The sequence below is a fragment of the Pantoea sp. X-Soil-OKNW-556 genome, assembly GCF_059730695.1.
The window spans coordinates 232,691-256,030 of record NZ_AP035991.1 but is presented as its reverse complement, the minus strand read 5'-3'; the positions used below and the strand labels follow the sequence as shown (position 1 = coordinate 256,030).

23 protein-coding genes and 1 pseudogene are annotated in these 23,340 nt (G+C 56.0%); 6 read left to right on the top strand and 18 right to left on the bottom strand.

What is annotated here, in order from left to right:
* Window positions 1-8: 8 nt before the first annotated feature.
* Window positions 9-1,949 carry a methyl-accepting chemotaxis protein gene (locus AC6I8T_RS21845; protein WP_497834396.1) on the bottom strand — a complete coding sequence of 647 codons (1,941 nt, stop codon included), beginning with the start codon at window positions 1,947-1,949 and terminating at the stop codon, window positions 9-11.
* A 217-nt stretch (window positions 1,950-2,166) separates the two neighbouring features.
* Between AC6I8T_RS21845 and yefM the strand changes: the two genes are divergently transcribed.
* Together yefM and AC6I8T_RS21835 are read left to right on the top strand one after the other, a co-directional pair.
* A complete protein-coding gene (gene yefM, locus AC6I8T_RS21840; RefSeq protein WP_208726458.1) occupies window positions 2,167-2,418 on the top strand; it encodes a YoeB-YefM toxin-antitoxin system antitoxin YefM in 252 nt (83 codons plus the stop codon).
* On the top strand, window positions 2,415-2,669 hold the full coding sequence (locus AC6I8T_RS21835) for a Txe/YoeB family addiction module toxin (protein WP_497834395.1): 255 nt from the start codon (window positions 2,415-2,417) through the stop codon (window positions 2,667-2,669). The genes yefM and AC6I8T_RS21835 overlap by 4 nt, the downstream gene beginning before the upstream one ends.
* Before the next feature lie 35 nt (window positions 2,670-2,704).
* On the opposite strand, the gene AC6I8T_RS21830 is transcribed toward AC6I8T_RS21835, so the two are convergent.
* The 6 genes from AC6I8T_RS21830 to AC6I8T_RS21805 are packed head-to-tail and all read right to left on the bottom strand — an operon-like array spanning window position 2,705 to window position 7,831.
* A complete protein-coding gene (locus AC6I8T_RS21830) occupies window positions 2,705-3,172 on the bottom strand; it encodes a GlcG/HbpS family heme-binding protein (RefSeq protein ID WP_208726454.1) in 468 nt (155 codons plus the stop codon).
* A gap of 45 nt (window positions 3,173-3,217) precedes the next feature.
* Complete coding sequence (locus AC6I8T_RS21825; protein WP_208726452.1) at window positions 3,218-4,612, bottom strand: c-type cytochrome; 1,395 nt, start codon at window positions 4,610-4,612, stop codon at window positions 3,218-3,220.
* 3 nt (window positions 4,613-4,615) lie between these two features.
* Window positions 4,616-6,208, bottom strand: a complete 1,593-nt coding sequence (locus AC6I8T_RS21820; protein ID WP_497834394.1) for a GMC family oxidoreductase — start codon at window positions 6,206-6,208, stop codon at window positions 4,616-4,618.
* A gap of 26 nt (window positions 6,209-6,234) precedes the next feature.
* Entirely contained in the window at window positions 6,235-6,891 is a 657-nt protein-coding gene (locus AC6I8T_RS21815) for a sugar dehydrogenase complex small subunit (RefSeq protein ID WP_208726448.1), read from the bottom strand.
* 15 nt (window positions 6,892-6,906) lie between these two features.
* Window positions 6,907-7,383 carry a GlcG/HbpS family heme-binding protein gene (locus AC6I8T_RS21810; RefSeq protein WP_208726446.1) on the bottom strand — a complete coding sequence of 159 codons (477 nt, stop codon included), beginning with the start codon at window positions 7,381-7,383 and terminating at the stop codon, window positions 6,907-6,909.
* A 49-nt stretch (window positions 7,384-7,432) separates the two neighbouring features.
* Window positions 7,433-7,831, bottom strand: a complete 399-nt coding sequence (locus AC6I8T_RS21805) for a DoxX family protein (RefSeq protein WP_208726444.1) — start codon at window positions 7,829-7,831, stop codon at window positions 7,433-7,435.
* 493 nt (window positions 7,832-8,324) lie between these two features.
* Between AC6I8T_RS21805 and AC6I8T_RS21800 the strand changes: the two genes are divergently transcribed.
* The 3 genes from AC6I8T_RS21800 (at window position 8,325) to AC6I8T_RS21790 (ending at window position 11,539) form a co-directional block, all read left to right on the top strand.
* Window positions 8,325-9,302 (top strand): hydroxyacid dehydrogenase, encoded by a 978-nt coding sequence (locus AC6I8T_RS21800; RefSeq protein WP_497834393.1) that lies wholly within the window; start codon window positions 8,325-8,327, stop codon window positions 9,300-9,302.
* A gap of 3 nt (window positions 9,303-9,305) precedes the next feature.
* On the top strand, window positions 9,306-9,998 hold the full coding sequence (locus AC6I8T_RS21795; protein WP_208726439.1) for an RraA family protein: 693 nt from the start codon (window positions 9,306-9,308) through the stop codon (window positions 9,996-9,998).
* A gap of 80 nt (window positions 9,999-10,078) precedes the next feature.
* A complete protein-coding gene (locus AC6I8T_RS21790) occupies window positions 10,079-11,539 on the top strand; it encodes an MFS transporter (RefSeq protein ID WP_208726437.1) in 1,461 nt (486 codons plus the stop codon).
* A 342-nt stretch (window positions 11,540-11,881) separates the two neighbouring features.
* Here AC6I8T_RS21790 and AC6I8T_RS21785 read toward each other — a convergent pair whose 3' ends face one another.
* Window positions 11,882-13,849, bottom strand: coding sequence for an acyltransferase family protein (locus AC6I8T_RS21785; protein WP_497834392.1), 1,968 nt, complete (start codon window positions 13,847-13,849; stop codon window positions 11,882-11,884).
* A gap of 272 nt (window positions 13,850-14,121) precedes the next feature.
* Between AC6I8T_RS21785 and AC6I8T_RS21780 the strand changes: the two are divergent.
* A pseudogene (locus AC6I8T_RS21780) lies at window positions 14,122-14,479 on the top strand (Fic family protein); the annotation flags it as partial.
* Between the two features lie 122 nt (window positions 14,480-14,601).
* On the opposite strand, the gene AC6I8T_RS21775 reads toward AC6I8T_RS21780, so the two are convergent.
* The 10 genes from AC6I8T_RS21775 to AC6I8T_RS21730 form a co-directional block, all read right to left on the bottom strand.
* Window positions 14,602-14,949 (bottom strand): YebG family protein, encoded by a 348-nt coding sequence (locus AC6I8T_RS21775; protein ID WP_208725738.1) that lies wholly within the window; start codon window positions 14,947-14,949, stop codon window positions 14,602-14,604.
* Window positions 14,950-15,022: 73 nt separating this feature from the next.
* Window positions 15,023-15,817, bottom strand: coding sequence for an SIR2 family protein (locus AC6I8T_RS21770; RefSeq protein WP_013511679.1), 795 nt, complete (start codon window positions 15,815-15,817; stop codon window positions 15,023-15,025).
* The gene (locus tag AC6I8T_RS21765) at window positions 15,814-16,374 is read right to left on the bottom strand and encodes a non-canonical purine NTP pyrophosphatase (protein ID WP_497834391.1); all 561 of its coding nucleotides are present in this window, start codon (window positions 16,372-16,374) and stop codon (window positions 15,814-15,816) included. Before AC6I8T_RS21765 ends, AC6I8T_RS21770 begins: the two co-directional genes overlap by 4 nt.
* A gap of 202 nt (window positions 16,375-16,576) precedes the next feature.
* Window positions 16,577-17,371 carry an amino acid ABC transporter ATP-binding protein gene (locus AC6I8T_RS21760; protein WP_208725742.1) on the bottom strand — a complete coding sequence of 265 codons (795 nt, stop codon included), beginning with the start codon at window positions 17,369-17,371 and terminating at the stop codon, window positions 16,577-16,579.
* A complete protein-coding gene (locus AC6I8T_RS21755) occupies window positions 17,355-18,269 on the bottom strand; it encodes an amino acid ABC transporter permease (protein WP_208725743.1) in 915 nt (304 codons plus the stop codon). The genes AC6I8T_RS21760 and AC6I8T_RS21755 overlap by 17 nt, the downstream gene beginning before the upstream one ends.
* A complete protein-coding gene (locus AC6I8T_RS21750; protein ID WP_497834390.1) occupies window positions 18,266-18,775 on the bottom strand; it encodes a GNAT family N-acetyltransferase in 510 nt (169 codons plus the stop codon). Before AC6I8T_RS21750 ends, AC6I8T_RS21755 begins: the two co-directional genes overlap by 4 nt.
* A gap of 9 nt (window positions 18,776-18,784) precedes the next feature.
* The gene (locus AC6I8T_RS21745) at window positions 18,785-19,720 is read right to left on the bottom strand and encodes an ABC transporter substrate-binding protein (protein ID WP_208725747.1); all 936 of its coding nucleotides are present in this window, start codon (window positions 19,718-19,720) and stop codon (window positions 18,785-18,787) included.
* Window positions 19,721-19,735: 15 nt separating this feature from the next.
* Window positions 19,736-21,049: an LLM class flavin-dependent oxidoreductase gene (locus AC6I8T_RS21740; protein ID WP_497834389.1), complete on the bottom strand. Its 1,314-nt coding sequence runs from the start codon at window positions 21,047-21,049 to the stop codon at window positions 19,736-19,738.
* An 82-nt stretch (window positions 21,050-21,131) separates the two neighbouring features.
* Window positions 21,132-22,289: an amidohydrolase gene (locus tag AC6I8T_RS21735; protein WP_497834388.1), complete on the bottom strand. Its 1,158-nt coding sequence runs from the start codon at window positions 22,287-22,289 to the stop codon at window positions 21,132-21,134.
* A 22-nt stretch (window positions 22,290-22,311) separates the two neighbouring features.
* Window positions 22,312-23,310: an MsnO8 family LLM class oxidoreductase gene (locus AC6I8T_RS21730; RefSeq protein WP_208725753.1), complete on the bottom strand. Its 999-nt coding sequence runs from the start codon at window positions 23,308-23,310 to the stop codon at window positions 22,312-22,314.
* Between the last annotated feature and the right edge of the window lie 30 nt (window positions 23,311-23,340).

The following is a 23,340-nucleotide window of genomic DNA, read 5'->3' as shown; positions in this document are numbered from 1 at the left end:
ACTCCGCATCAGGCGAGATGAAAACGTCCGACGGTCTGCGCCAGTTGCGCAGCCTGATCTTCCAGCGAACTGGCGGCAGCCGACATCTGCTGCACCAGCGCGGCGTTCTGCTGGGTGGTGCCATCCATCTCATTGACCGCGATAGTGACCTGGCTGATCCCGCGCGCCTGCTCATCCGACGCGGTGACGATCTCGCCGATAATGGTGCGTACCGAATGTACTGCCTGAGTCATCTCCTGCATGGTTTTCCCGGCATCACGCACCAACTGCACACCGCTGTCGACACGCTGGCTGGACTCCTCAATCAACGCGGCAATCTCTTTCACCGCATTGGCGCTGCGCTGCGCCAGGTTACGCACTTCAGAAGCCACCACCGCAAATCCGCGCCCCTGCTCGCCGGCCCGCGCCGCTTCTACCGCGGCGTTCAGCGCCAGGATATTGGTCTGGAAAGCGATGCTGTTGATGATGGCGGTGATGTCGCCAATCTTTTTCGCGCTATCGTCAATTTGCGCCATAGTCTGCACCACTTCACCGACCAGCGCCTCGCCACGGCTGGCAATGTGCGTCGCATTGTCGGTCAGGGTGGTCGCCTGATGCGCATTGGCGGCGTTATGTTTCACCGTCGCGGTAATCTGCTCCATGCTGGCAGCAGTCTGCTCGAGGGCGGCGGCCTGTTGTTCCGTGCGTGACGCCAGATTCAGGTTACCGCTGGCGATTTCACCCGCCCCCTGGCGCACCGAGGCGCTGGCATCCTGGATCTGGCCAACGATATCGCGCAACTGGTCCTGCATGGTACTCAGCGCATAGAACAGGCTGCTGGTATCGCGGTTTTTCACGGCAATCGCGTTATCCAGTTTGCCATCCGCCACAGCCAGCGCGATGGTGGCGGCTTCCAGCGGCTCGCCGCCAATCGGTTTCAACACCTTGCGGCTAAACAGGATACCCAGCAAAGCGCTGACCAACAGGATGCTGATGACCATCAGCACGATGGCGTTGATCAATTGGCGATTGGCTGCCGCCATCACTTCGCTGACCGGGGCCACCACACCGAGATACCATTTCTGGTCGCTGTTGCCGATGACGATCGGCTGCCAGGTCATGAGGGCATTTTCACCGAGAATGGCGTCATGACCCTCACTGACGGCGCTGCTGAAGTGGTTGGTATTACCTTTCCACGCTTTGGTGGTCTGGCTTTTATCCGGGTAAGAAACCACATTCCCGGCGCTGGAGAGCAGCATGGCGTAGCCCGTGCCTTCCCAGGGTTTGATTTTATTCACCCGATCCTGCAATGACGCCAGCGAAATATCAGACGTCACCACGCCCCAGAGTTTGCCCTGGCTGACAATCGGTGCCGCAACTGAGGTGAGCAGCGTCGGCACGCCATTGTAGGCGTAGCTGTAAGGCTCAATCAGCGTGTCTTTCTGGCTTTTCTGCGGCAGCAAATAATAGTCACCCTGGCCCGGTGTAAAAATCGAGGTGAGCGGATGCATGGCGAAATTGCCGGACTGATCGCGGTCAACAAACCAGGCATAGCGGCCTTTCGGAGCCTGTCCTGCCTGGCTGGCAAACTCGGCGTCACGCCCGTCAAAGGCGTTCTCTTCCATAATCACCGAGACAGAAAGATAGCTGGGATTGTCACGCAGCGTAGATTCCATCATCTTGTCGATGACTTTTCGATCCTGCACACCCGCGCCCGGCAGCGCGATAATGCTGTGACCGAGGTTATGCGCCACATCACGCGCATAGCTGAGATCCTGCTGGATTTGCAGCGCCTGGCTCTGCGCTATCTGTTGCAGATAATTTTCGGCCAGGGATTTTTGTTCGTGGCTGGATTGCCAGTTAAGCACACCAATGGTGACGGTAAAGCCAAGGGTAATGGTTAAGGCACCCGTCAGCAGCATTTGCGTGCGGGTACTCATCTTTTTCTTATCAGACAGTCGTTTGGCCATGCTGGCGCTCCTGGGGTCGACACTTTTTCGGTAAAAAGAACCACTCCCTGTGCTCTCACATTCCTTCAGGTAATCTATCGGCGCGTTGAGGGGGAACTTGATGGGTCAGCAGGTCTGATCAGTAAGTGAGCAGCATGGTAGCAATGAAGTTAAAACACCGGTGGTTAAATTTACATCATCATTGTACAATGACTGGGTCAACTCGAAGGAATAAAACATGCGTACCATAACTTATAGTGAAGCCAGACAGCATCTTTCGGAAACGATGATGAAAACGGTAGAGGATCGTGCCCCCATTTTGATCACCCGACAGAATGGCGACGACTGTGTCTTGATGTCGTTGGAAGAATACAATTCATTGGAAGAAACAGCCTATCTTCTGCGTTCACCCGCCAATGCCAAACGATTGATGAACTCGATTGAGAGCTTGCGTAATGGGAACACCATTGAAAAGGATATTGATGAGTGAAATTAACATGGTCGCAGGAAGCGTGGGATGACTATCTCTACTGGCAGGATACAGACAAAAGAATGGTCAAAAAAATCAATGAACTCATCAAAGACGCCAAAAGAACGCCTTTTGAAGGTAAAGGAAAACCAGAACCTTTAAAGCATATTTTGGCGGGATTCTGGTCACGAAGAATCACGGAAGAACATCGTTTAGTCTATTCAGTGAACGAGGGAGCACTTTTAATTGCCGCCTGTCGTTATCACTACTGAGGTTCAAGGCCAGGCATACGCCCGGCCCCGGCCATTTATTTAAAACTCTCACTCGCCGCTTTCGCGATGGCGATTTCATTCGGGTTAGCCGAACCGCTCACGCCCACCGCACCCAGCGTGTTACCGCGCCACTCCACCGGTGAGCCGCCGCCCAGCGGGATCACGCCCGGCAGTGTGGCAATAGCGGGTTCTTTACCGTTGGCACGATCCATATATTTGTCGGTCGGGGTGCGATACAGCGCCGCAGCGCGTCCTTTCAGGATTGACGAATCGATACAACCAACCGGCGCATTGTCCATACGCTGAAATGCCAGCAATTCCCCGGATTGATCCAGTACCGCGATGCAGACGTTGGCATTCAGTGCGTGCGCTTTTTCCTGCGCAGCTGCAATCAGCTTCTGTGCATCCGCCTGCGTGAGGATGGTTTGGGTGGTGACAGCCTGGGCACCCGCTGCGCTAAACAGGGCAGCACTCAGCAGCGCCAGAGACAGGATCTTTTTCATTTCAATCACTCCATAATAAGGGAGCCAGATCGCGGCTCCCGGAAGTTAACCGCGTCGACGACGCAGGATATAAACTAACCACAGCAGTACCACCAGCGCGATAACAGCGCCAGCAATAGTTAGAGGTTGCGCATAGCGAATCAGCCAGCTGCCACTTTCCCCGTGCAACGTTTGCCGCACGTCATCACCAGAAATGGTGTGTTGCGGGTTACCAAAGCTGGTGGAGACATAATTCGCTACCTTTGCCAGTTGTGCCTGACTGAACTGGGTGCGGAACTCCGGCATAAAGGCGTGACCTGCCGGGGTTTGACGGTCCACCCCTTCGGCGATAGTCATGATCAGGTTGGCCGGATCACTGGAGAGCACCGCAGAGGAACCCACCAGCGACGGGTAAAAACGCTGTTGATCATGAGTACCGCGACCATCACTGGCGTGGCAGGTGGCGCAGGCACCGTTATACAACTGCGCACCGCTCATGGCATCCGCCGAAACGTAATCGTTGATGTCGTCTTTCATCCCGGTTTCGATTGCCGACAGCGGCGTGCTGGCGGGCGCCACGCCAGGGGCTTTGCGATCGCTTCCGCCAATCGCGGGCACCTGTTTCAGGTAGCGGGCAATGGCCTGGAGATCGCTGTCATCGAGTTTTGAGAACGAATTCTGCACCGCCGTCCCCATCTCGCCCGCGGCAATCGCTTTGCCATGCAGCGCGCCGGTACGCAGGTAGGTTTCAATCTCCGCTTCGCTCCAGTCACCAATCCCGGCCTGTGCATCTGGCGTGATATTCGGCGCACTCCAGCTACCCACCTTCCCACCGGACAGGAAACGATCGCCCTGCTCCGCCATCATGCTGTTGCGCGGTGTATGGCAGGTGGAACAGTGCGCCAGAGTCCGTACCAGATACTCGCCGCGTTCGGCGCTACCTGGTGCGGCCGTACTCCCCGGCACCGCGCTTTTATCGAGGAACATCAGGTTCCACATCGCCATCACCGGACGGAAAGAGAACGGGAATGGCAGATGGGTTTCCGGTGCCGGATGGTCATCCGCGGGCACGCCCAACATCAGGTACGAGTAAAGCGCATGGATGTCATCATCTGACATGCCAGCAAACGCGGTGTACGGCATCGCCGGATAAAGATAATGATTACCCGGCGCTTTCCCTTCACGCATCACTGCGGTGAAATCCGCCAGGCTATAACCACCAATCCCGGCGCTTTTCGATGGCGTGATGTTCGAGCCGTAAATCATCCCCATCGGTGACTGAATGGCGTAACCACCAGAAAAAGGTTGACCGCTCTCCGGGTTGCGATGGCAGGCGGAGCAGTCTCCGGCAATCGCCAGATATTCGCCGCGTTTGACCAGATCCGGTGAGGCGTCCTGCGCCAGACTCAGGCTGCTGACCAGCAGCAGGCTGGTGAGGCTGAACAACTGATGTAAGCGCATCGTTCACACCTCCCTGGCAATGGTCGCCGCCATGCGGATCGCCAGTGCGATGCCGGTCAGCGTCGGGTTAACGGTCGCCGACGTCGGCATCACGCCGGTGGTGGCGAGGAACAAGTTGGGGTGATCCCAGCTACGACAATCGGCGTCAACCACCGAGTCCTTGCGGTTATCGCCCATAATGGTGGTGCCCATAATGTGGTACTGGTTACGCCAACCGGTCGGCGCTTCAATCACTTCACCGTTAAACGCCTGCAAAAAGTTGGCAAAATCCTTGTATGCCTGCGGTCGCATGCCACGTACATAACTGTCGAGGTGATAATTGACCTTCAGCATTGGCAGGCCAATCGAATCTTTGCGATCGTAATTCGGTACCACACGGTTGGTCGGGCTGGGTAGCGTTTCACTCATGGTGCTGATGTTCATAATGCGTGAAGCGCGATCGCGGATTGCGTCATCCAACGCCTGGCCCATCATGCCCTGCTTCAACAGCGGCACCGTGACATCGACGTTGGGCACCAGATTACGCAGTGAGTAACGAATGGCAGAATGCTGCGAACGACTCGCTTCATCGCGACGATTGGCGATGGTGCCGTGTTGCACCGAACCCCGACCGGTCCACAGCGGTTCATCGGCGAGGAAGGTCAGACTCAACCCGGTGTGATCCATCAGGTTGCGGCCCACCTGATCCGAACTGTTGGCGACGTCGTTCATCAACAGCAGCTTCGGCGTTTCCAGCCCGTGGGCGGCAACGATAAACACCTTGGCGGTCAACCGGCTGTCCTTGCCATCCGGCTTACGCCAGGTCAATGCGACAATTTTATTGCCTGCGCCCTTCTCCAGCTTCCAGGCCACCGCTTCGGTGATCAGTTTGACGCCCAGCGCCACCGCTTTGTCCACATGCATATCGCCGGAATACATAGCACCAATCGGGCAGATCGGTTCGCAGTTGTTATTACCGGCGCAGGCCGGACGACCATCATAGGGACGAGAGACACGGGCGTGCGGTTCATGCACCACCTGGTAGCCCATCGGCCCCAGTTTGGCCTGCATGCGCTGCACCATATACGGTTTTGCCTCGGGCGGCAGCGGATACGCCGCTGAACGTGGTGGATAATGACCGCGTCCCTGGCCGCTCTGATCCTCTTCGCCGGTACCGACCACACCAATTTCACGTTCGGCTTGCAGATACCAGGGTTCCAGCTCGCTGTATTCAAACGGCCAGTCACGACCCACGCCGTAAACGCTTTTTAGTTTGAAATCATTGGGTAACAAACGCCAGCAGGCCGAGGCCCAGTGGCGGGTACTGCCTCCGGCGACGCGCAGGTAGCTGGTGACGTATTCGAAATCGTCATCCCCTTTGGCATCGATATAGCCTTCGGTGTAGGAGTTGGGCGCCCACGGCAGATTGGGATACGGTGCGCACCAGTTCCGCTTGCTGGCCCCGTTGCGGTAATTCTCCACCACTTTCCAGCGCGGGATATAGGGTCCGGCTTCCAGCATAATCACCGACTTACCGGCTTTCGCCAGTTGGTAAGCGGCATTGGCGCCGAGGGCGCCCGAGCCGATGATCACCACATCAGCATCAAATTCGCTCATTTTTGTCTTTCCTGCTCACGTTCTTGTTATGTGTTGTTGTGCTGCGCCAGTAACGCCTCGGCTTCCACGAGGGTTTTGGCTTTGCCCTGAATCATCAGCAGCCAGGGGGCTTCCGGTTCTTTGATGGTGCTGGCGGCCAGCGGCGAGCGATCGCCCCAGGCGCGGATCTCCGCAGGCATGGTCGGCGCGGTAACGCCGGGCGGGACTTCCGCCCAGTAATCTCCCCCGGCGCGCGCATAAGTAGGACGAATAGTGTGATCCTTCGTCGGTTCATACATTAACGCCGACAGGAAGGTCACAAAGTGCGCGTCATCCACCGCTTTGGTGGTGGACGGATGGCCGGTGTAGCCGAGATACCACGGCGAAATAATCATCAGCGCGGTTTTCACTTCGTCATCGCTTAACTGGGCGACGATCTGCTCACGGTCTTCGCTGTGCAGCGCATTCAGACGCGCCATCAGACTGGCGAGCTGCGCGGGAAACGTGCTGTCCTGTTGGCACAACAGCGTCCACAGGCGCTCGGTAATCCCGATATCCAGCCCGCGACGTCCGGTCAGCAATTCACTGGCGCGCAGCAGCAGCGCCGCGCTGCTGTCTGTCGGCGCTGCCAGCAGTGGCTGCATGGGGATGGCAACAATCACCGGCGTCGCCATCATCAGTTTTAAAAAGTGTCGTCTTTCCATCGTCAGTTTCTCGCGCTAGCCCGCACTCAGGGCCGACAACGCCCCTTTGGCCGCTTCAGCATCAACGTTGCCATCCGGGGTGCTGACGCCAATCGCGCCAACCACCACGCCATTCAGTTTGACCGGCTCACCGCCAGGCAACGGCACCACCGCCGGGTTACCCAGCATTCCGATATTTCCGGCGGCGATCTTCTGCTGGAAACTGGCAGTAGGCACACCAAATGCGGCAGCGGAATGGGCTTTCTTCGGTGCCAGTTCGCTGTTTGCCAGGGTTGCGCCATCAAGACGGTCAAAGCTGATCAACTGACCAAAGGGATCAACCACCGCCACCACGCCGCCAATCTGGTGGCTGCGGATGATTTGTTCGGCTTTGTTCACCAGCGCCTGAGCCTGCTGGTGGGTAAGTACGGATACCTGGTTAACCGGTTGGGCAGCCTGCGCAGCGGCACAGAACAACCCGGTACACAGCAGTGCGCCTGGAATCAGTTTCATGGTGTAGTCCTGAATTAAATGGGTTAGAGGGATTAACTATTTAGCGTACTCAGCGACGTGCGAGACGGCGTTGAATCAGATGATCGAGGCTCCATTTGCCGCCACCATGCAGACACAACAGCAAGAACGCGGCGGCACAGGAGATGTTTTTCAGCCACACCATCAGGTGCGCATGACTGTAGCCCTGATAGAACAGAAAACCGGCGACCACCGAGAAAACCGCCATAAAAATGGCGGTGAAACGGGTGAGGAAACCAAGGGCGATCGCCGCGCCACCGCCCACTTCCAGCAGGATCACCAACGGCAGGAAGAAACCCGGCACATGGTTGTCGGCCATCAGTTGCAGGTTGTCACTGTAGTGCGAAATCTTGTCCAGACCGGAGGTAAAAAACAGACCCACGGCCATCACCCGGACGAGGACAGAAACGAAATCTTTGGACTGATTCATGATGTAACCATTCTGATATGTAGTTGTTAACGAACCAGACAGTACATTTTAAATCTTTACTAACTTTTACCAATTTGTGCGGCTGAAAAAGCTGCTGTTTTTTTGCGCGATCGCGAGGGTGGCACAATTTTGCCCACGGGGAAGTAAGAAATTGTTTCTTTTGTTACAGATGCTTGAGGGCATAGTTTGAAGCCGATCACACTATGAACTCAGGGTTAAGGTTGAGGGTGTGCGGGTCTGTAACAGCGTCATCAGAAGCGTTGGCGCGCGATCATCCAGCAAAGATGGTTATCCACTGTGCCTCTGCCGGTGTCACCAGAAAGTGAACAAGTTGTTAACACAGTATGGCGATGCGTTTGCCGGGTTTTTACCCAAAGCCAGGAGCAGAAAAAGTGGCATAAATTCCTGTCAGGAATGAATTGATAACTAACACAGAATATTTTTTATCGGTTTCCGATGCCAGGATGACGCTAAACCCTATCGGAGAACCATCATGACTTATCGCTTTCTCGTGACCACCACGAGCCTCGGCCAGGGAGGCCGTACGTTACTCGCTGACGCAAAATGCACCGTGGATTACCTGGATAACGCCAACGATGCGGCGGAAGTTGAACGCCGCATGAGCAGCGTGCCCTATGACGCGGTGATTTCGCGTACCGTTGAGCTGAGTGCCAAAGCGATAGCCGCCTGCCCGACACTGAAAATCATCTGCAAACATGGCGTTGGCGTCACCAATATCGATGTCGATGCCGCCACGCAACACGGCATTCCGGTACTCACCACGCCAGCCACCAATGCGCAATCCGTGGCTGAACTGACGCTGGCCTTGATACTCAACTGCGCGCGCCGCCTGCCGTTTTTCCAGCAGGAGGTGGCCGCCGGACGCTGGACGCGTAGCGGTGATGGTGAAGAGTTGCAGGGCAAAACCCTCGGCCTGGTGGGCTTTGGTGAAATTGGTCGTCGGGTCGCCCGTGTGGCTCGCGCCGTGGGGATGCAAGTGGCCTTTTTCGATCCGGCCCTTGCCGCCGATGCGGATGTGGCAGACGCGCAGCGCTGTACATCGCTGGAGCAACTGCTGCCGCTGGTGGATGTACTGAGCCTGCACTGCCCGGTGACACCGAAAACCCGCCAGATGATCAATACGCACTCGCTTGCCCTGCTGCCACCAGGCGCCATCCTGATTAACACCGCGCGCGGCGAGTTGGTGGATGAAGCGGCGTTGGCAAGCGCACTACAAAACGGACAACTGCGGGCCGCCGCACTGGATACCGTGGCGGAGGAGCCACTGGCTGCCGATCACCCGTTCCGTACCCTCCCGAATCTGATTATCACCCCACACATCGGCGGATCGACCCCACAAGCGCTGGACGCGGTGGCGCAAAGCGCAGCACGTCAGTGTCTGGCCTGGCTCGATAATCAACACATTTACCTTCCCGCCTGCGTGAATCCGCAGGTGCTTAACCGGAGTTAACTTATGACGATGCGAAGTGACTGGCCGATTGGCTATTTTATTGGCGAACGCGGCCCACAGATTGATGACGCGACACTGGCGGCATTCCGCCAACTGCCGGTCCCCAATATTGGCGACTCGATGGGCCGTAGCGTTGGCGCGCTGGGCCTGACGGCCTATCACAACGATCCGCAACTGGTGCTGTGTGGCCCGGCCTTGACGGTGAAGGTACGTCCGGGCGATAACCTGATGATCCACAAAGCGATCGAGCTGGCTCAGCCCGGTGATGTGATTGTGGTAGATGGATCCGGCGATCTTACTCAGGCACTGATTGGCGGCCTGATGCGCACCTCGGCGGTGGCGAAGAAAATCGCCGGTTTTGTCATTGACGGTGCGGTGCGCGACCTCAACGAATGGGCCGAAGGTGGCGTAGCCGTCTGGGCGCGCGGTAATACCCTGCGTGGTCCTTCTAAAGACGGTCCGGGTGAAGTCAACACCAGGGTGCACTGCGCCGGTCTGGTGGTATCACCGGGCGACTTGATCGTGGCTGATGCCGATGGCGTGATTGCCATCCCGCATGACGAACTGAGCGTGCTGCTGCCGCGCGTGCAACAACATGCGCAGCGTGAAGAGAAGATCCGCGCCAGTAATATGGCTGGGACCAACGATCCCGAGCGCTTTAACGCGATCCTGCGCGCCAAAGGTTGCCCGTTATAACGTCCTGATTGACCGATCGCGGCGCGATAAACCGCGCCGCTACACCTGCACGAACATTATAAAAACTGGAGTACCCTACCGTGCTTAAGAAAATTTCACTGAGCGAGTCGTTACCGCCGCCGATCACCTGGCGTGATAACTTCACACCAGAAGAAGGGAAAGCCTTTGGCGCGCAGCTCTCCGCGCGACTGGAGCGGTTACCTGCCGCACGTCCGTTATGGCTGATCATTTTCGCACTGGCGCTGGGTGGCTGGTTTGAAGTCTATGATGTGTTTCTCACTGCTTATGTCGGACCGGGTATGGTGCGTGAAGGGATCTTCACCCACGGCAGCCATAACTTTTTCGATCCCGGCAGTCTCGGTGCCTTTGTGGCCGCGATGTTCCTCGGCGTGTTTCTCGGCACCCTGTTGATTGCCAACCTTGCCGATCGCATGGGTCGACGTAAGGTATTTATTATCGCGCTGCTGGTGTACGCCATTGCCAGCGGCATTATGGCGTTTCAGCATCATCCTTATGCCATCGTGTTCTGGCGCATTGTCTCCGGGATTGGTGTCGGTGCGGAGCTGGTCACTATCGATGCCTACGTTTCGGAGTTTATTCCTGCCCGTCTGCGTGGTCGCTCCTACGCCTTTGTCCAGGCGATTCAATACACCTCGATTCCCACCATCGCCTTTTTATCCTGGCAACTGGTGCCGCTGGCGCCATTCGGCCTGACCGGCTGGCGCTGGGTGGTGTTGTTTGGCTGCATCGGCGCGGTGGTGGTCTGGCTGATCCGTATGGGCCTGCCGGAAAGCCCACGTTGGCTGGTCGAACAGGGGCGCTACAAGGAAGCGGAAGATATTGTGCGACGTCTGGAAGCGCGCGTGGCGAAATCCACCGGCGCGGTTCTGCCGCCAGTGGAGATGGCAGAGTTGAAACCGGTAGAGCACGTCCCGGCGCTGAAAAATGAGATGTGGCGTCCCCCTTACCGCCGCCGCACCATCATGCTGCTGGTGTTTAACTTCTTCCAGTCGATTGGCTACTACGGGTTTGCCAGTTGGATCCCTACGCTGCTGGCGGCGAAAGGCGTAACCTTTACCCACAGCCTGATGTACTCGTTCCTGATTGCCTTCGCCAGCCCACTGGGGCCGCTGCTGGCAATGACCTTCGCCGATCGCATCGAACGTAAATGGCTGGTGAGCGGTTCAGCGCTGGCAATTGCGCTGGTTGGCACGGTGTTCTCATGGCAGTCGCAGCCGGTAATGTTGGTGACCCTTGGCTTGTTGCTGTCACTCGCCAGCACCTGCATGACCTTCTCCTATCGCGCCTATCAGGCCGAGCTGTTTCCGACGCGTTTTCGTGCCAAAGCCATCGGTATGGTTTATTCAGTCAGCCGGATCAGTGGCATGTTGTCGGGCTTTACTATCGCCTGGGTACTGCATGAGATGGGTGTAGGTTCGGTGTTTATGGTGATCTCGATTGCGATGGCGATTGTGGTGTTTACCATTGGCGTTTTCGGCCCGCGTACTCTGAATCGTCGTCTTGAAGAGATCAACACCTGACAGCGTGTGTTGGCAAAAGCTGCGCAAATTGTCTGATTTGATCGCAATTAAAACATCAAGGGGATGCTTGCATCCCCTTTTTTGATCCAGCGCAATAACCTCCCTCGCGTCTCCTGTCAGCTTATTCCTCACAGGGTCTTCACACCCACATAACAAGAGGATACGAAGATGACAACTAAAGTAACTTTGGCAGGCGTGTTAGTGGTATGGCTGGTCTATGTCGCGTGGATGGTGCATTACTACGCAGGCACGTTTTCGTTGTTTACGCATTGATGACAGCGATAACGCACACTCCGTATCGGCGCGATAAATCGCGCCTTTTCCGGCAAATTTATTATCTGATTAAAACTGCGCGGTAAATCGACCCGCTACATCTCCAACCTCGGTCAATTGCGGTGACGATTTCGCAGTGGACTCACCATTAATTCTCCGCCACATCCCGGCAAAAATCTCCCCGAGCATTTTGTTGCCAAACTCCGACAGATGATTGCTATCACGGTACAACGGCACCTCACCGCGCGCGCCATAACAGAAATGGTTATCACACAGCGCCTGCGCGCTATCAAGTAGCGTGACATTGGGTATCTCCGCCACCACCTGATGCAACATCCTCAACGCATCCTGATTACGCGCCAGATATTCCTCACGCGGTAACTGGATAGCGAAAGGCTTTCCGCGCATCGCATCGCGTGTCATGCGGTAAATAACGTCGTAATCAAATTCCGGTACCGGCGTCATGATGAATACTTTGCGGTGCGTAGCCAGTTTCTTCACTGCTCGGGTGAAATGTTTCTGGAAACTTGTCAGTGAACTGACTTCATTGGCGAAGGTATATTGTGGGATATCGTCGCTGCTGCCATTTTCACCATGTAAATACAGTGAAAAGCGATTGATGATCAACACCGAGGCCTGGGGATATTTCTCTTCAATGGTGGTGAGGGCATTTTTAACAAAATCCCCGCAATCAGGTCGTCCCGGTCGGTTAATATCCGGCACCGTCGGACAACCCGACTGCGCGATAAATACCACCGCATCAGAGGCTGCATTACCGCTGGCGACCACCGAAGATAAAAGCGCATTAGCATGGCTGTCGCCCAACACTACCAGATTAACTTCATTGCCCTCGCCGAAAGTACATTGCGGTGACTGTTTACTGTTCACCACCAGACACCCACGCGCAGCGGTAAAACGTTGTTTTGCGTATTGACTAATCTGGCTAACGCTCTGTGGGGCGCGGGCCGGAAATCCCTGTTGTGCGACAATTAACAGGGCGGCCAGCAGTACCAACGCGGCATTCCCTATGGCCACTGGTGTTGTTGCACTGAGTAAACCCACTTTATTCTCAACCAGCGCCCAGGATAATCCACCCAACAACAACGACAAGGCGATCAACACGGCCTGGCTGACCGGTGTTACCGGCAAATCCGCCAGATGCCAGAACACCCACAACGGCCAATGCCACAGATAAATGGAATAGGATGCTTTGCCAATAGCTTGCACCACGCGGTTATTAAGCAACGGACTATCGTTCGCTGTAACGTGAATAATTAACGCGGTCAGCACTACCGGGATGAGGGTCATCACGCCAGGCCATGTGGTTCCTGCATCAATCCACATCGCGCTGGCAATTAACCCCAACAGCGCAGGCAATATCACCCAACGCTGCCCGGTGAGCCGACTGTTGGGTGCCAGATATACCAGCCCCCCCGCCAGCATCTCCCATGCGCGGGTTGGCAACATAAAGTACGCCAGGGTGTCATGCAAATGCGTCACCACCAGCGCCAGGGTAAATGACAGCAACGCACCCATTGCCATCACCCAGCCAAACTGACGCCGCAGATAACGGGCGGTAAACATCAGCGCCAGCGGTAGCAGCAGATAGAACTGCCACTCTACGCTTAACGACCAGGTATGTAGCAGCCATTTATACATCGAACCGGCATCAAAATATCCGGCTTCTTTAAAATAAACGAGGTTAGAAATAAAGCTCAGGCTGGCGGCAATATGCCCGGAGAGGGTTTTATATTCATCGGGCGGGATCAGGAAATAACCCACCATCAGCAGAATGGCGCACATCGCCATCAGCGGAGGAATAATACGGCGACAACGGGATGCATAAAAACCTGACAGCGAAAACCTTTGCTGTTGCAAGCGCGAAAGAATAATCCCCGTCATTAAATAACCAGAAATGACAAAGAAGATATCCACGCCAAGAAAGCCACCGCTGATACCACTGACACCAACGTGATACAGCAGCACCAGGATCACGGCGTAAGCACGCAGGCCATTAATATCAGCACGGAAATTCATACGGAATCGTCCATACAATTTGTGTATTTTAAAATCGTAAATTTGCCACCGATGCGAAGCAAGAGAGTTATTTCATTTTGTTTCCGTGGGTTTATTTTTGCCGGAACTGAATTCCTGAGTTTTATCTAAAGATTTCATCAGCAAAACCAGATGGCGATGGATAATACGGCGCGGCGGTGATTTTTTTCACATCATGAGTTGTGAAGAGATAATCGGAAAAGGCCGCAATGTTCCCCATCGCGCCCCTGCTGCCCTATCGCCCTTCCTGCGCCATAAATCCCTTTGATGACGGGAATGGGCGCATTACCCGTGCATTAACCGATTTGGCACTGGCACAGTCGGATAGCCAAAGTATTCGTTTGTATGCCATGTCAGCATCAATTCTGGCACGACGCTCCGACTATTACCGTATCCTGCAAGAGACGCAGCGCGGAGGAATGGATGTCACATCCTGGCTTGTGTGGTTTCTGGAAGTGTTGAATGACAACCTTGAACAGGCATTGCATGCAGTAACGCGCACGCAAAATAAAGCGCTTTTTTGGTTGGTTCATCGTGCCACCGAATTTAGGTCTGGAAAGGTTGCCAGGAGGCGGTCGCAGCACCCGTTATCAGATAAAATATTCAGATTGATACCAAACGTAGCGGCGCGATTTATCGCGCAATTTGATGCAATGTCAGAAAAAACCGCGCGATAAATCGCGCCGCTACGCGGGAAACAATCACGCCGTCCTTTACGACGGCGTGGTATTAAATCAGGCGGCTTTTACCGCGCGCGGTTTCTTTTCGGGTGCATCCGCCGTTGCCTCTTCGGCATCATCCACTTTGGCGGTTTCGGCAGCCACAGCGTCTTCCGCATTTACCGGCTCCGGCAGTTTGCTGGTACGCAGAATATGCTGCACCGCGTCTTTCTGCTCCGCCAGTTGCAAACCCAGCGCTTCGGCCTGGCCTTCATCCATCTCTGGATTGTTTTGCAACAGCCAGTCAGTAAAGGCATCGGCCATATCGAGCATTTTGTCCCAGGCATCTGCGTCTTTTTTATTGGCAAACGTCATTTTCTCTTCACCCTTTCTGACCACAACATATTTGGTTTCGACTGCCATGATGCACCTCGTTAACTGTATTTATATACAGTATATTCCGAATTATCGTTGCCAGGCAATGGTTTTTTGCCTGTCAGGCGATCAATTCCTGCAAAAAATCCGCGAGTGCTTTGCGCGGATCATCCTCTTCAGAGACGATCATCTCAATCCCCCACTGCCCCAGTACCTCTTTCGCCACCGGATTATTGCGATTGGTAAACAGGTAAGATTTCGGTCGCGCCGATGCCAGCCCGGTACGCCCCCACATCTTGGTCAGGCGATAGAACAACAGACGGATGTTGAAATCGCTGATGCTGTAGCCCACAAACAACACCGAGTTGCCCATCACATCATGTGTCAGCTTAATGTCCAGCGGCGAATCGAAGTACAGTCGTTCAAAATAGCTGCTTTCATCGAGGACAATCGAGGTGTCATCGTCAAAATCACCATGTAATTTGATGATATGCCGCTTATCTTCAGTGAGCGACACCAGATCGGCGGCATTTGCGACCTTACTGTAGGGCACGCCATGCGCCTCGTGCGCCATCTCCAGCCAGCGATCGTAATTGGTCGTGTAGATACGCGAAAAATTACCCTGAGTGATCATGGTATGGATTTCGGAGCTGCGCACATCAATATCCGGGCGATGCCATTCACGATCCATCCAACTGCGTAACGGGCCGAGCGACCCTTTACGCTGCTTGTAATATTCCGCCAGCGACAGATGCGTACCGTAAGTATTGAAAATTTTCGGATCGTAGCCCAGTTCATTGGCGAGATGCGCAATCAGCTCATGCCACTCCGGCAGGCCGAGGTTACGCGAAATCCCGGCCCCGGCAAACAGAATCAGCTTGCCAGCATCGTAGGCGCGTTTCAGTTCCGGTTTCATGCCAATCCCCGTGACGTTTTCAAAAATGTGGCGAAGCGATCCAGCGCCAGGCGACGCATGGAAATCTCGTTTTTCAGCTCGCCCATCTCGGCAAAGGTTTGGTTGTGTCCTTCCGGGATAAACACGCAATCCCACTGAAACTGGCGCGGTCCCGTCGCCTGCGCAGCAATGGTGCCACGAACTTCACCTTCAAACAGGTACATTTTGCGGCCATCGCAATAACCCAATACGGTTTTGGCGGTCACGCTTTGGCTCTCCAGCCCTTGCACCAGCTTGGTAAAACGTTCCGCCTCGAGGCGATTCCAGAAAATGCGGGTCAATCCGGCCGGTAAGCCGTTTAACCCGTCGAGATACAGGCCAGTATGCTCAACAAACAACGGGCGACCGATAATCGAGAACGCCTTGGTGAGCTTATCGCGCACCAGTTCGACTTCATTTTCGGTCTGGATCTCTTCGATACGGCGCGCGATGGGGATCACCTCGACACCGACCGGCTCAAGGATGGTGCGGACTTCAGCCAGTTTATGCTCATTTGCCGACAGGAAGCGTATTTTCATTGCAACCAGTTGATTTTTAATGGGTGGATTGCAGCAGTTATGATTGTATGACGCAGGATAGCTGCTTTTTGTGACGGCGGTTTTAGTCCCGCCGTGTTTGTGAGGATAGTGCAGTTTATTTTGAATGCAACTGTTTGACCAATAAGTAGCGGCGCGATTTATCGCGCTTTATCAGGTAGTTCCTGCACATGATGAATATTCGTTACAGCACCCTCGCCAAAAAGCGCTTCGTCCTTTCATGACGCGGTTGGTTGAGCACCTGCTGGCTGCTGCCCTGCTCGACAATCCGGCCATCCACCATAAACACTACGTTATCCGCCACTTCACGGGCGAAACCGATCTCATGGGTGACGATCACCAGCGTAGTGCCGGACCGCGCCAGTTTCTTGATCACATCCAGCACCTCGCCCACCAGTTCCGGGTCAAGCGCCGAGGTGGGTTCATCAAACAGCATCACGCGCGGATTAAGCATCAACGCGCGGGCAATGGCGATACGCTGCTGCTGACCCCCTGAAAGATGGCGCGGCCAGGCATCCGCCTTATGGCGCAGGCCAACGATATCCAACAGCTCGCCCGCACGGGTGATCGCTTCGCGGCGCGAGAGCTGACGATGGGCAATCGGCGCTTCAATTAAGTTTTCCAGCACCGTCAAATGGGGAAACAGATTGAAATTCTGAAACACGTAGCCCACGTTAATGCGCTGACGCAGAATAGCTTTCTCTTTTAATTCATAGAGTTTATCGCCCCGACGCTGATAACCAATGTAATCGCCATCAATCTGGATAAACCCTTCATCCACCCGCTCCAGATGATTAATGGTGCGCAGCAGCGTCGATTTTCCCGAACCGGACGGCCCGAGGATCACGGTGACGGAACCGGGGGCGAGTTCCAGCGACACATCATCCAGCGCCTGATGTTTGCCAAAAAACTTGCTGACATGGGTGATGCTGATGGCACCGGTGGCATGGAGATTACGGTAATCAATGGCTTCGGACATGGGAGAGATCCTCAGTAGTGGCGCGGTTGCGCCATTGACGCCAGCGCGAGGGTTGCGGTTCGCGGGTGACGCTGCGCGCCAGCCAGCGTTCAACGCTGTGCTGCAATAACGACAACACGGTGGTGATAATCAGATACCAGGCAGCCCCAACCATCAGCAGCGGGATCACCTGCTGCGTGCGGTTGTAAATCATCTGGATGGTGTAAAAAAGTTCAGGCATCGCCAGCACATAAACCATCGCCGTGCCTTTGGCGAGGCTGATGATTTCATTAAATGCAGTGGGGATGATGGCGCGCAGCGCCTGCGGCAGAATGATGCGGAAGGTACGACGCGAAGAGGACAAACCCAGCGCCGAGGCAGCTTCAAACTGCCCGTGATCCACACCGAGAAAGCCACCGCGAATGATTTCGGCGCTGTAGGCGCTTTGTACCAGCGTCAGGCCGATCACCGCTGCCGGGAACTGCCCCAGCACGTTGATGGTCTGGAAATGCCCCCACGACAACGTGGTAAAGGGAATGCCGAAGGAGAGCGTGTCGTATAAGTAGGAGAAGTTATACAGAATGATCAGCACCACAATCAGCGGCAGCGAACGAAACAGCCAGATATAACCAAACGCCAGCCAGCTCAGCAACCACGAGGATGACAGCCGTGCCAGCGCCAGCAGGCCGCCGAAGATCAGGCTGAACACGGTGCCAAACAGCGTCAGCAACAGGGTTTGTCCCAGCCCGCTGAGGATCACCGGATCGAAAAACCAGCGGGCAAATACGCCCCATTCCCAGCGCGGGTTAAACGCCACCGACTCAATCACCCCGGCGAGGATAAACAGCGCAACAATCGCTCCGAAGGTGCGCGCCGGATAGCGCGCCGGGACCACAGTTAAAGGTTGTGCGGATTTCATGCAGGCTCCTTGCTGTGCGCATCAATCACTTTCAGGAAGCGCAAGCGCCCGTCATGTGGCGGCTGGCCGTAGATCTCCATATCGTCACGCAGTTCAAACTGCGGCTGATAACCGTGGCCGATATACAAACGCACCGCTTCCGGCTGGCGGAAACCGGTGGTGAGGAAAATACGTTGATAACCGGCGCGCAGCGCGCGCCGTTCCAGTTCCTGCAAAATCAGCAGCGCCAGCCCCTGACGGCGCAGGTCGCTACGTGTCCAGATCCGTTTGAATTCAGCGGTGTGGTCGTCATAGGGTTTGTACGCCCCCATGGCAATGATCTCGCCGTCCCGTTCCAGCACAATAAACAACCCATGCGGCGCTAAGTACCATTCGGTCTGTTCCACTTCTTTGCTGTTGCGGAAGAAATCACCGTAGCGCGCCTCATATTCGCCGAATAATCCGGTGAGAATTGGCTGTAACTCGGGCGCTTCCGGCGACACTTCACGGAAAACTTGTTGGCTCATGCCGCCTCCTTAATCGCCCAGACCCGCCGGATTCACTTCCGAGCGGTCGATATGTTCGACACCCTCACCCCAGCGATTAAGTACCTTGAGATAGTCGCCGTTCTGCATCACGCCATTCAGCGCGGTGCTGATCGGTTCCGCCAGACCGCTGCCTTTCTTCACCGTCACCGCGATGTGCGCCGCTTTCGGCCAACCACCGTCGACGCTGCCGACTAAACGCGTCTGTCCGGTCAGGGCCGCTTTCCAGGCACCAATCACGTTGGGGCCGAAGTAAGCGTCAGCCCGGCCCGATTGCAATGCGAGGGTTTGTGCCGCGTCATCTTTGGTATAAATCGGCGTGAACGGTTTCAGACCTTTGGCCTGATTGGCTTTGTCCCACGCCAGCAAAATCGCTTCCTGATTGGTGCCGGAGCCGACGATGATGCGCAGCCCGGCGATATCTTCCGCTTTGGTGAGGGATTTTATCGGGCTGCTGGTTTTGACATAGAAACCGAGCGAGTCCTTGCGATAAGTGGCGAAATCGAAGCGTTCTTTACGTTCTTTGGTCACGGTGATGTTGCTGATGGCGGCATCGTATTTACCGGAAGCCACGCCGAGCGGCCAGTCCTCCCATGAGGTTGGTACGATCTTCAGCTTCAGCCCGAGGCTATCCGCCACCAGCCGGGCAATATCCACTTCGCTGCCCAACAGGGTTTTGTTGTCATCGCTAAACACCGTCAGTGGCGGTGAGTTCTGCGCCGCCACCGCCACGGTAAAGGTGCCGGGCGCGGCGAAATGGTGTCCGGCGGGGATCTGTGCCACGGCAGCACTGTTTTTGCTGGTGTTGATCGGGGTTTTGTTCGCTTCAAGGCTGACCTGCTGGCCGTTCAGCGCCACCTCTTCGGCGAGGGCGGCAGCGCTGCTGGTCAGTAATAACAGGGCGATGAGGGAGATCTTCTTCTGCATAGCATCAACTCGCTTTTATTGTTGTGTGAACTGATTAACCGGATCGGACAGACCGAAGCTGGCACGCAGCGTGGTCCCAGGGTATTCAAGGCGTGACAAACCGCGTGACTGCAAAATCGGCACGACGTGGTCAACAAAACGTTCGAAGCTATCCGGCGTACCGCCGTTAATAATGAAACCGTCAGTTGCTGCACTTTCGAACCACAGTTGCAGGCCATCCGCCACCTGTTCTGGCGTACCGTGGAACAGAGGGCGCGGCGTGGCCGCCTCCAGCGCCGCCTGACGCAGCGTGTGGCCGTTCTCGCGGGCTTTACGTTTGATTTCATCGGTGGTGCTACGGAAACTGTTCTGACCGATATCACCGATATCGGGGAAGGGTTCATCCAGCGGGTATTGCGAGAAATCGTGGTGGTCGAAGAAGCGACCAAGGTAATTCAGTGCATCCTTAATCGACACCAGCGCGGCAGTGGTTTGATACTGACGCTCCACATCCTCGGCATCATCACCCACAATCACCCCAACCCCCTGGAAGATATGCAGATCCTCGGGCTGGCGGCCATTGGCGACCAGCTGCTTTTTCACATCGCGGTAGAATGCCTGGGCCTCTTCGCGCGTCGGCTGATGGGTGAAAATGGCGTCAGCGTGTCGTGCTGCCAGCTTTTTACCATCTTCGGAGGCACCGGCCTGAAAGATAATCGGACGCCCCTGCGGCGTGCGCGCGATATTCAGTGGCCCCTGCACCTGGAAGAAATCACCGTGATGGTTGAGGGTGTGCAGTTTGGTGGCATCGAAGAACTGCCCACTCTCTTTATTGCGCACAAAGGCATCCTCTTCCCACGAATCCCACAGCCCTTTCACCACCTGCAAATATTCGTCGGCGATGCGATAACGCAATGCATGCTCAGGATGCTGCTGGCGCGAGAAGTTTTTCGCCGACCCTTCCAGCGGCGAGGTCACCACGTTCCAACCCGCACGTCCCCCGCTCAGATGGTCAAGGCTGGCGAACTGACGCGCCACGGTAAAAGGTTCGCTGTAGGAGGTGGAGACGGTGCCCACCAGGCCGAGATGCTGGGTGACGCCCGCCAGGGCTGACAGCAGCGTCAGGGGTTCAAAACGGTTAAGAAAATGCGGGATCGACTTGTCATTGATAAACAGGCCGTCGGCAACAAACAGGAAATCCAGCTTGCCCTGCTCCGCTTTGCGCGCAATCTGTTTGGCATAATCAATATTGATGCTGGCATCGGCCAGCGCCGCCGGATGACGCCAGGCAGACATGTTGCCGGATGCACCATGCAGAATGGTGCCCAGTCGAAGTTGTCTTACAGTCATAATGGTCCCTCTTTAGCCATAGCGAAGCCTGACGGCATCGCGCAGGATGCCGCTACAGGTGAATATCGGGTTGAAGAATGGGTTAATTCAGAATGGCGTCACGACATCGGGCATTGAGATGTAGCAGCGCCTGCTGCGCCAGTTGCGTGAAATAACTGGCAGCAGGGGCGATCAGCGCTTCATCCGGGTTAAACCCACCATGATGCAGGCCAAAATCGCTGGCGCTGCCGATGCTGACAAAAGCGCCGGGGATCTGTTGCAGATAAAAGGCGAAGTCCTCGCCACCGAGATGCAGATCGGCGGTTTGCACGCGATAGCCCGCCTGCTGCGCCACGTTACTGGCGAAAGCAGCCCAATGCGCGTCGTTCTCCAGCACCGGTGGCCCGGCGTGCCAGCTCAGGCTGGCGCTGGCTCCGGCGGCAGCCGCCACATTCTCGACCAGGCGGCGCACCCGTTGTTCCAGCTGCTGCCGCACTTGCCGGTCGTGGGTACGGGCTGTTCCACCAAATTCGACCTCACCCGGCAGCACATTCCAGGTTTTTCCGCCATCGATGCGGGTGACGCTCAGCACCAGGCTATCGAGCGTATTAAAGCTGCGGCTGGTCAATGATTGCAGCGCCTGAATAATCTGGCTGGCGACCAGGATACTGTCCACTCCCTGTTCCGGGTGTGCGGCATGCGCGCCGGTACCGCTGACGCGGATCACAAAGCGATCGGCATTGGCATAAAAAGCGCCAGCGCGCGTGGCGAAGGTGCCGGTGGGCAAGCCAGGCTCGTTATGCATCCCAAAAATCGCCTGCACATCCTGCAACACGCCAGCTTTGATGAATTGCCGTGCGCCGGTGGCGTTCTCTTCACCGGGTTGAAACAGGATACGAATACGCCCCGTTAGCTGCGCCTCCTGGGCCTTCAGTTGCAGCGCCGCACCCAGCATCACCGCGCTGTGCACATCATGACCGCAGGCATGCATCACACCGGTATGACGCGAACGAAACGGCAGGCCAGTGGCCTCATGAATCGGCAAACCATCGATATCGGCGCGCAGCGCAATCACCGTATCACCCTGACCGATCTCCGCCACCACACCGGTTTCCAGTGCATAACCCAGCAACCGTATTCCGGCGGCTTGTAGCCAGCCGCGCAGACGGGCGGTGGTTTCCACTTCGTGACTGGAGAGTTCCGGCCAACTGTGCAGCTCGCGTCGCCAGTCAATCAGCTGTTGTTGCGAAAATTGCGTCATAGGATGTCTCCGGGGATGTTGCTCAGGCCGCGACCAGACGATGGGTTGCCAGCAGTTCAAGGGATTTCAGGCGGGCTTGCTCTTCCACCACCGGCGAATCAATCACAAACTCATCAATGCCGAAGTTCTGATGCAGCGCCTCCAATTGGGCGTGTACCTGTGCGGCGGTGCCTTTCAGTAACGACGGGGTACGGGGTTCAATCACGTAATCGCTGTATCCCCCCTGACGCACATAACGTTCCGCTTGCTCCAGACTGGCAACATTCACGCTCTGGCCACCCTGCACGTTGACGTGAAAGAAACGCAGATTACTGACCAGCAGGTCAGCCGCTGCCGGTGAATCCGCCACCACCACCTGCACCGCCACCAGCGCTCGCTGGCCGTTGCTGCGCTGGTGGTAACGCGTGAGTACCCGCTCCATCAATGCACGGTCGCCATTCAGATGCGCGGCGAACACCAGTTGCCAGCCAAGATCGGCTGCCAGCCGGGCACTCTCTTCGCTGGCCCCCAGCAGAAAGCGATTGGCCGGGCGGGTGGGTTGCGGTGTGGCGACCAGTGATTCTTCATCATGTTGTTGCGTTGCGGGCTGAAGCCAGCCATCCAGCAGCGCCAGTTGTTCGGCAAAACTGCCTTTTTCAGCGGCATGGACACCGAGTTGCAATGCACGCGTCGACAGCGGCAGACCACCGGGCGCTTTACCTACGCCAAGATCGATCCGGCCCGGTGCCAGTGAGGCCAGCAGGTTGAAGTTTTCTGCCACTTTATACGGGCTGTAGTGCTGCAACATCACGCCACCGGAACCCACGCGAATATGGCGCGTCTGACCGATAATCCACGCCATCAGCAACTCAGGTGACGGGCTGGCTAACTGGGTAGAATTATGGTGTTCCGCCAACCAGAACCGATGATATCCCCAGGCTTCCGCCTGCTGCGCCAAATGCAGGGTGCGATGCAGCGCGCCAGTCGCACCCTCTCCTTCCGCTATCGGCGATTTATCCAGCAAACTCAGTCGGTATGACATGCGCCTTATCCTTTTCCATCGTGAATATGG

Bases quoted from the DNA above. Each gene is read 5' to 3' on its own strand.
- AC6I8T_RS21770 (WP_013511679.1), bottom strand. From the start codon at position 15,817: ATGAAACCGGAACTGAAACGCGCCTACGATGCTGGCAAGCTGATTCTG.
- AC6I8T_RS21785 (WP_497834392.1), bottom strand. From the start codon at position 13,849: ATGAATTTCCGTGCTGATATTAATGGCCTGCGTGCTTACGCCGTGATC.
- AC6I8T_RS21800 (WP_497834393.1), top strand. From the start codon at position 8,325: ATGACTTATCGCTTTCTCGTGACCACCACGAGCCTCGGCCAGGGAGGC.
- AC6I8T_RS21805 (WP_208726444.1), bottom strand. From the start codon at position 7,831: ATGAATCAGTCCAAAGATTTCGTTTCTGTCCTCGTCCGGGTGATGGCC.
- AC6I8T_RS21755 (WP_208725743.1), bottom strand. From the start codon at position 18,269: ATGAAATCCGCACAACCTTTAACTGTGGTCCCGGCGCGCTATCCGGCG.
- AC6I8T_RS21820 (WP_497834394.1), bottom strand. From the start codon at position 6,208: ATGAGCGAATTTGATGCTGATGTGGTGATCATCGGCTCGGGCGCCCTC.
- AC6I8T_RS21750 (WP_497834390.1), bottom strand. From the start codon at position 18,775: ATGAGCCAACAAGTTTTCCGTGAAGTGTCGCCGGAAGCGCCCGAGTTA.
- yefM (WP_208726458.1), top strand. From the start codon at position 2,167: ATGCGTACCATAACTTATAGTGAAGCCAGACAGCATCTTTCGGAAACG.
- AC6I8T_RS21735 (WP_497834388.1), bottom strand. From the start codon at position 22,289: ATGACGCAATTTTCGCAACAACAGCTGATTGACTGGCGACGCGAGCTG.
- AC6I8T_RS21760 (WP_208725742.1), bottom strand. From the start codon at position 17,371: ATGTCCGAAGCCATTGATTACCGTAATCTCCATGCCACCGGTGCCATC.
- AC6I8T_RS21845 (WP_497834396.1), bottom strand. From the start codon at position 1,949: ATGGCCAAACGACTGTCTGATAAGAAAAAGATGAGTACCCGCACGCAA.
- AC6I8T_RS21825 (WP_208726452.1), bottom strand. From the start codon at position 4,612: ATGCGCTTACATCAGTTGTTCAGCCTCACCAGCCTGCTGCTGGTCAGC.
- AC6I8T_RS21740 (WP_497834389.1), bottom strand. From the start codon at position 21,049: ATGACTGTAAGACAACTTCGACTGGGCACCATTCTGCATGGTGCATCC.
- AC6I8T_RS21830 (WP_208726454.1), bottom strand. From the start codon at position 3,172: ATGAAAAAGATCCTGTCTCTGGCGCTGCTGAGTGCTGCCCTGTTTAGC.
- AC6I8T_RS21745 (WP_208725747.1), bottom strand. From the start codon at position 19,720: ATGCAGAAGAAGATCTCCCTCATCGCCCTGTTATTACTGACCAGCAGC.
- AC6I8T_RS21810 (WP_208726446.1), bottom strand. From the start codon at position 7,383: ATGAAACTGATTCCAGGCGCACTGCTGTGTACCGGGTTGTTCTGTGCC.
- AC6I8T_RS21730 (WP_208725753.1), bottom strand. From the start codon at position 23,310: ATGTCATACCGACTGAGTTTGCTGGATAAATCGCCGATAGCGGAAGGA.
- AC6I8T_RS21795 (WP_208726439.1), top strand. From the start codon at position 9,306: ATGACGATGCGAAGTGACTGGCCGATTGGCTATTTTATTGGCGAACGC.
- AC6I8T_RS21775 (WP_208725738.1), bottom strand. From the start codon at position 14,949: ATGGCAGTCGAAACCAAATATGTTGTGGTCAGAAAGGGTGAAGAGAAA.
- AC6I8T_RS21765 (WP_497834391.1), bottom strand. From the start codon at position 16,374: ATGAAAATACGCTTCCTGTCGGCAAATGAGCATAAACTGGCTGAAGTC.
- AC6I8T_RS21815 (WP_208726448.1), bottom strand. From the start codon at position 6,891: ATGGAAAGACGACACTTTTTAAAACTGATGATGGCGACGCCGGTGATT.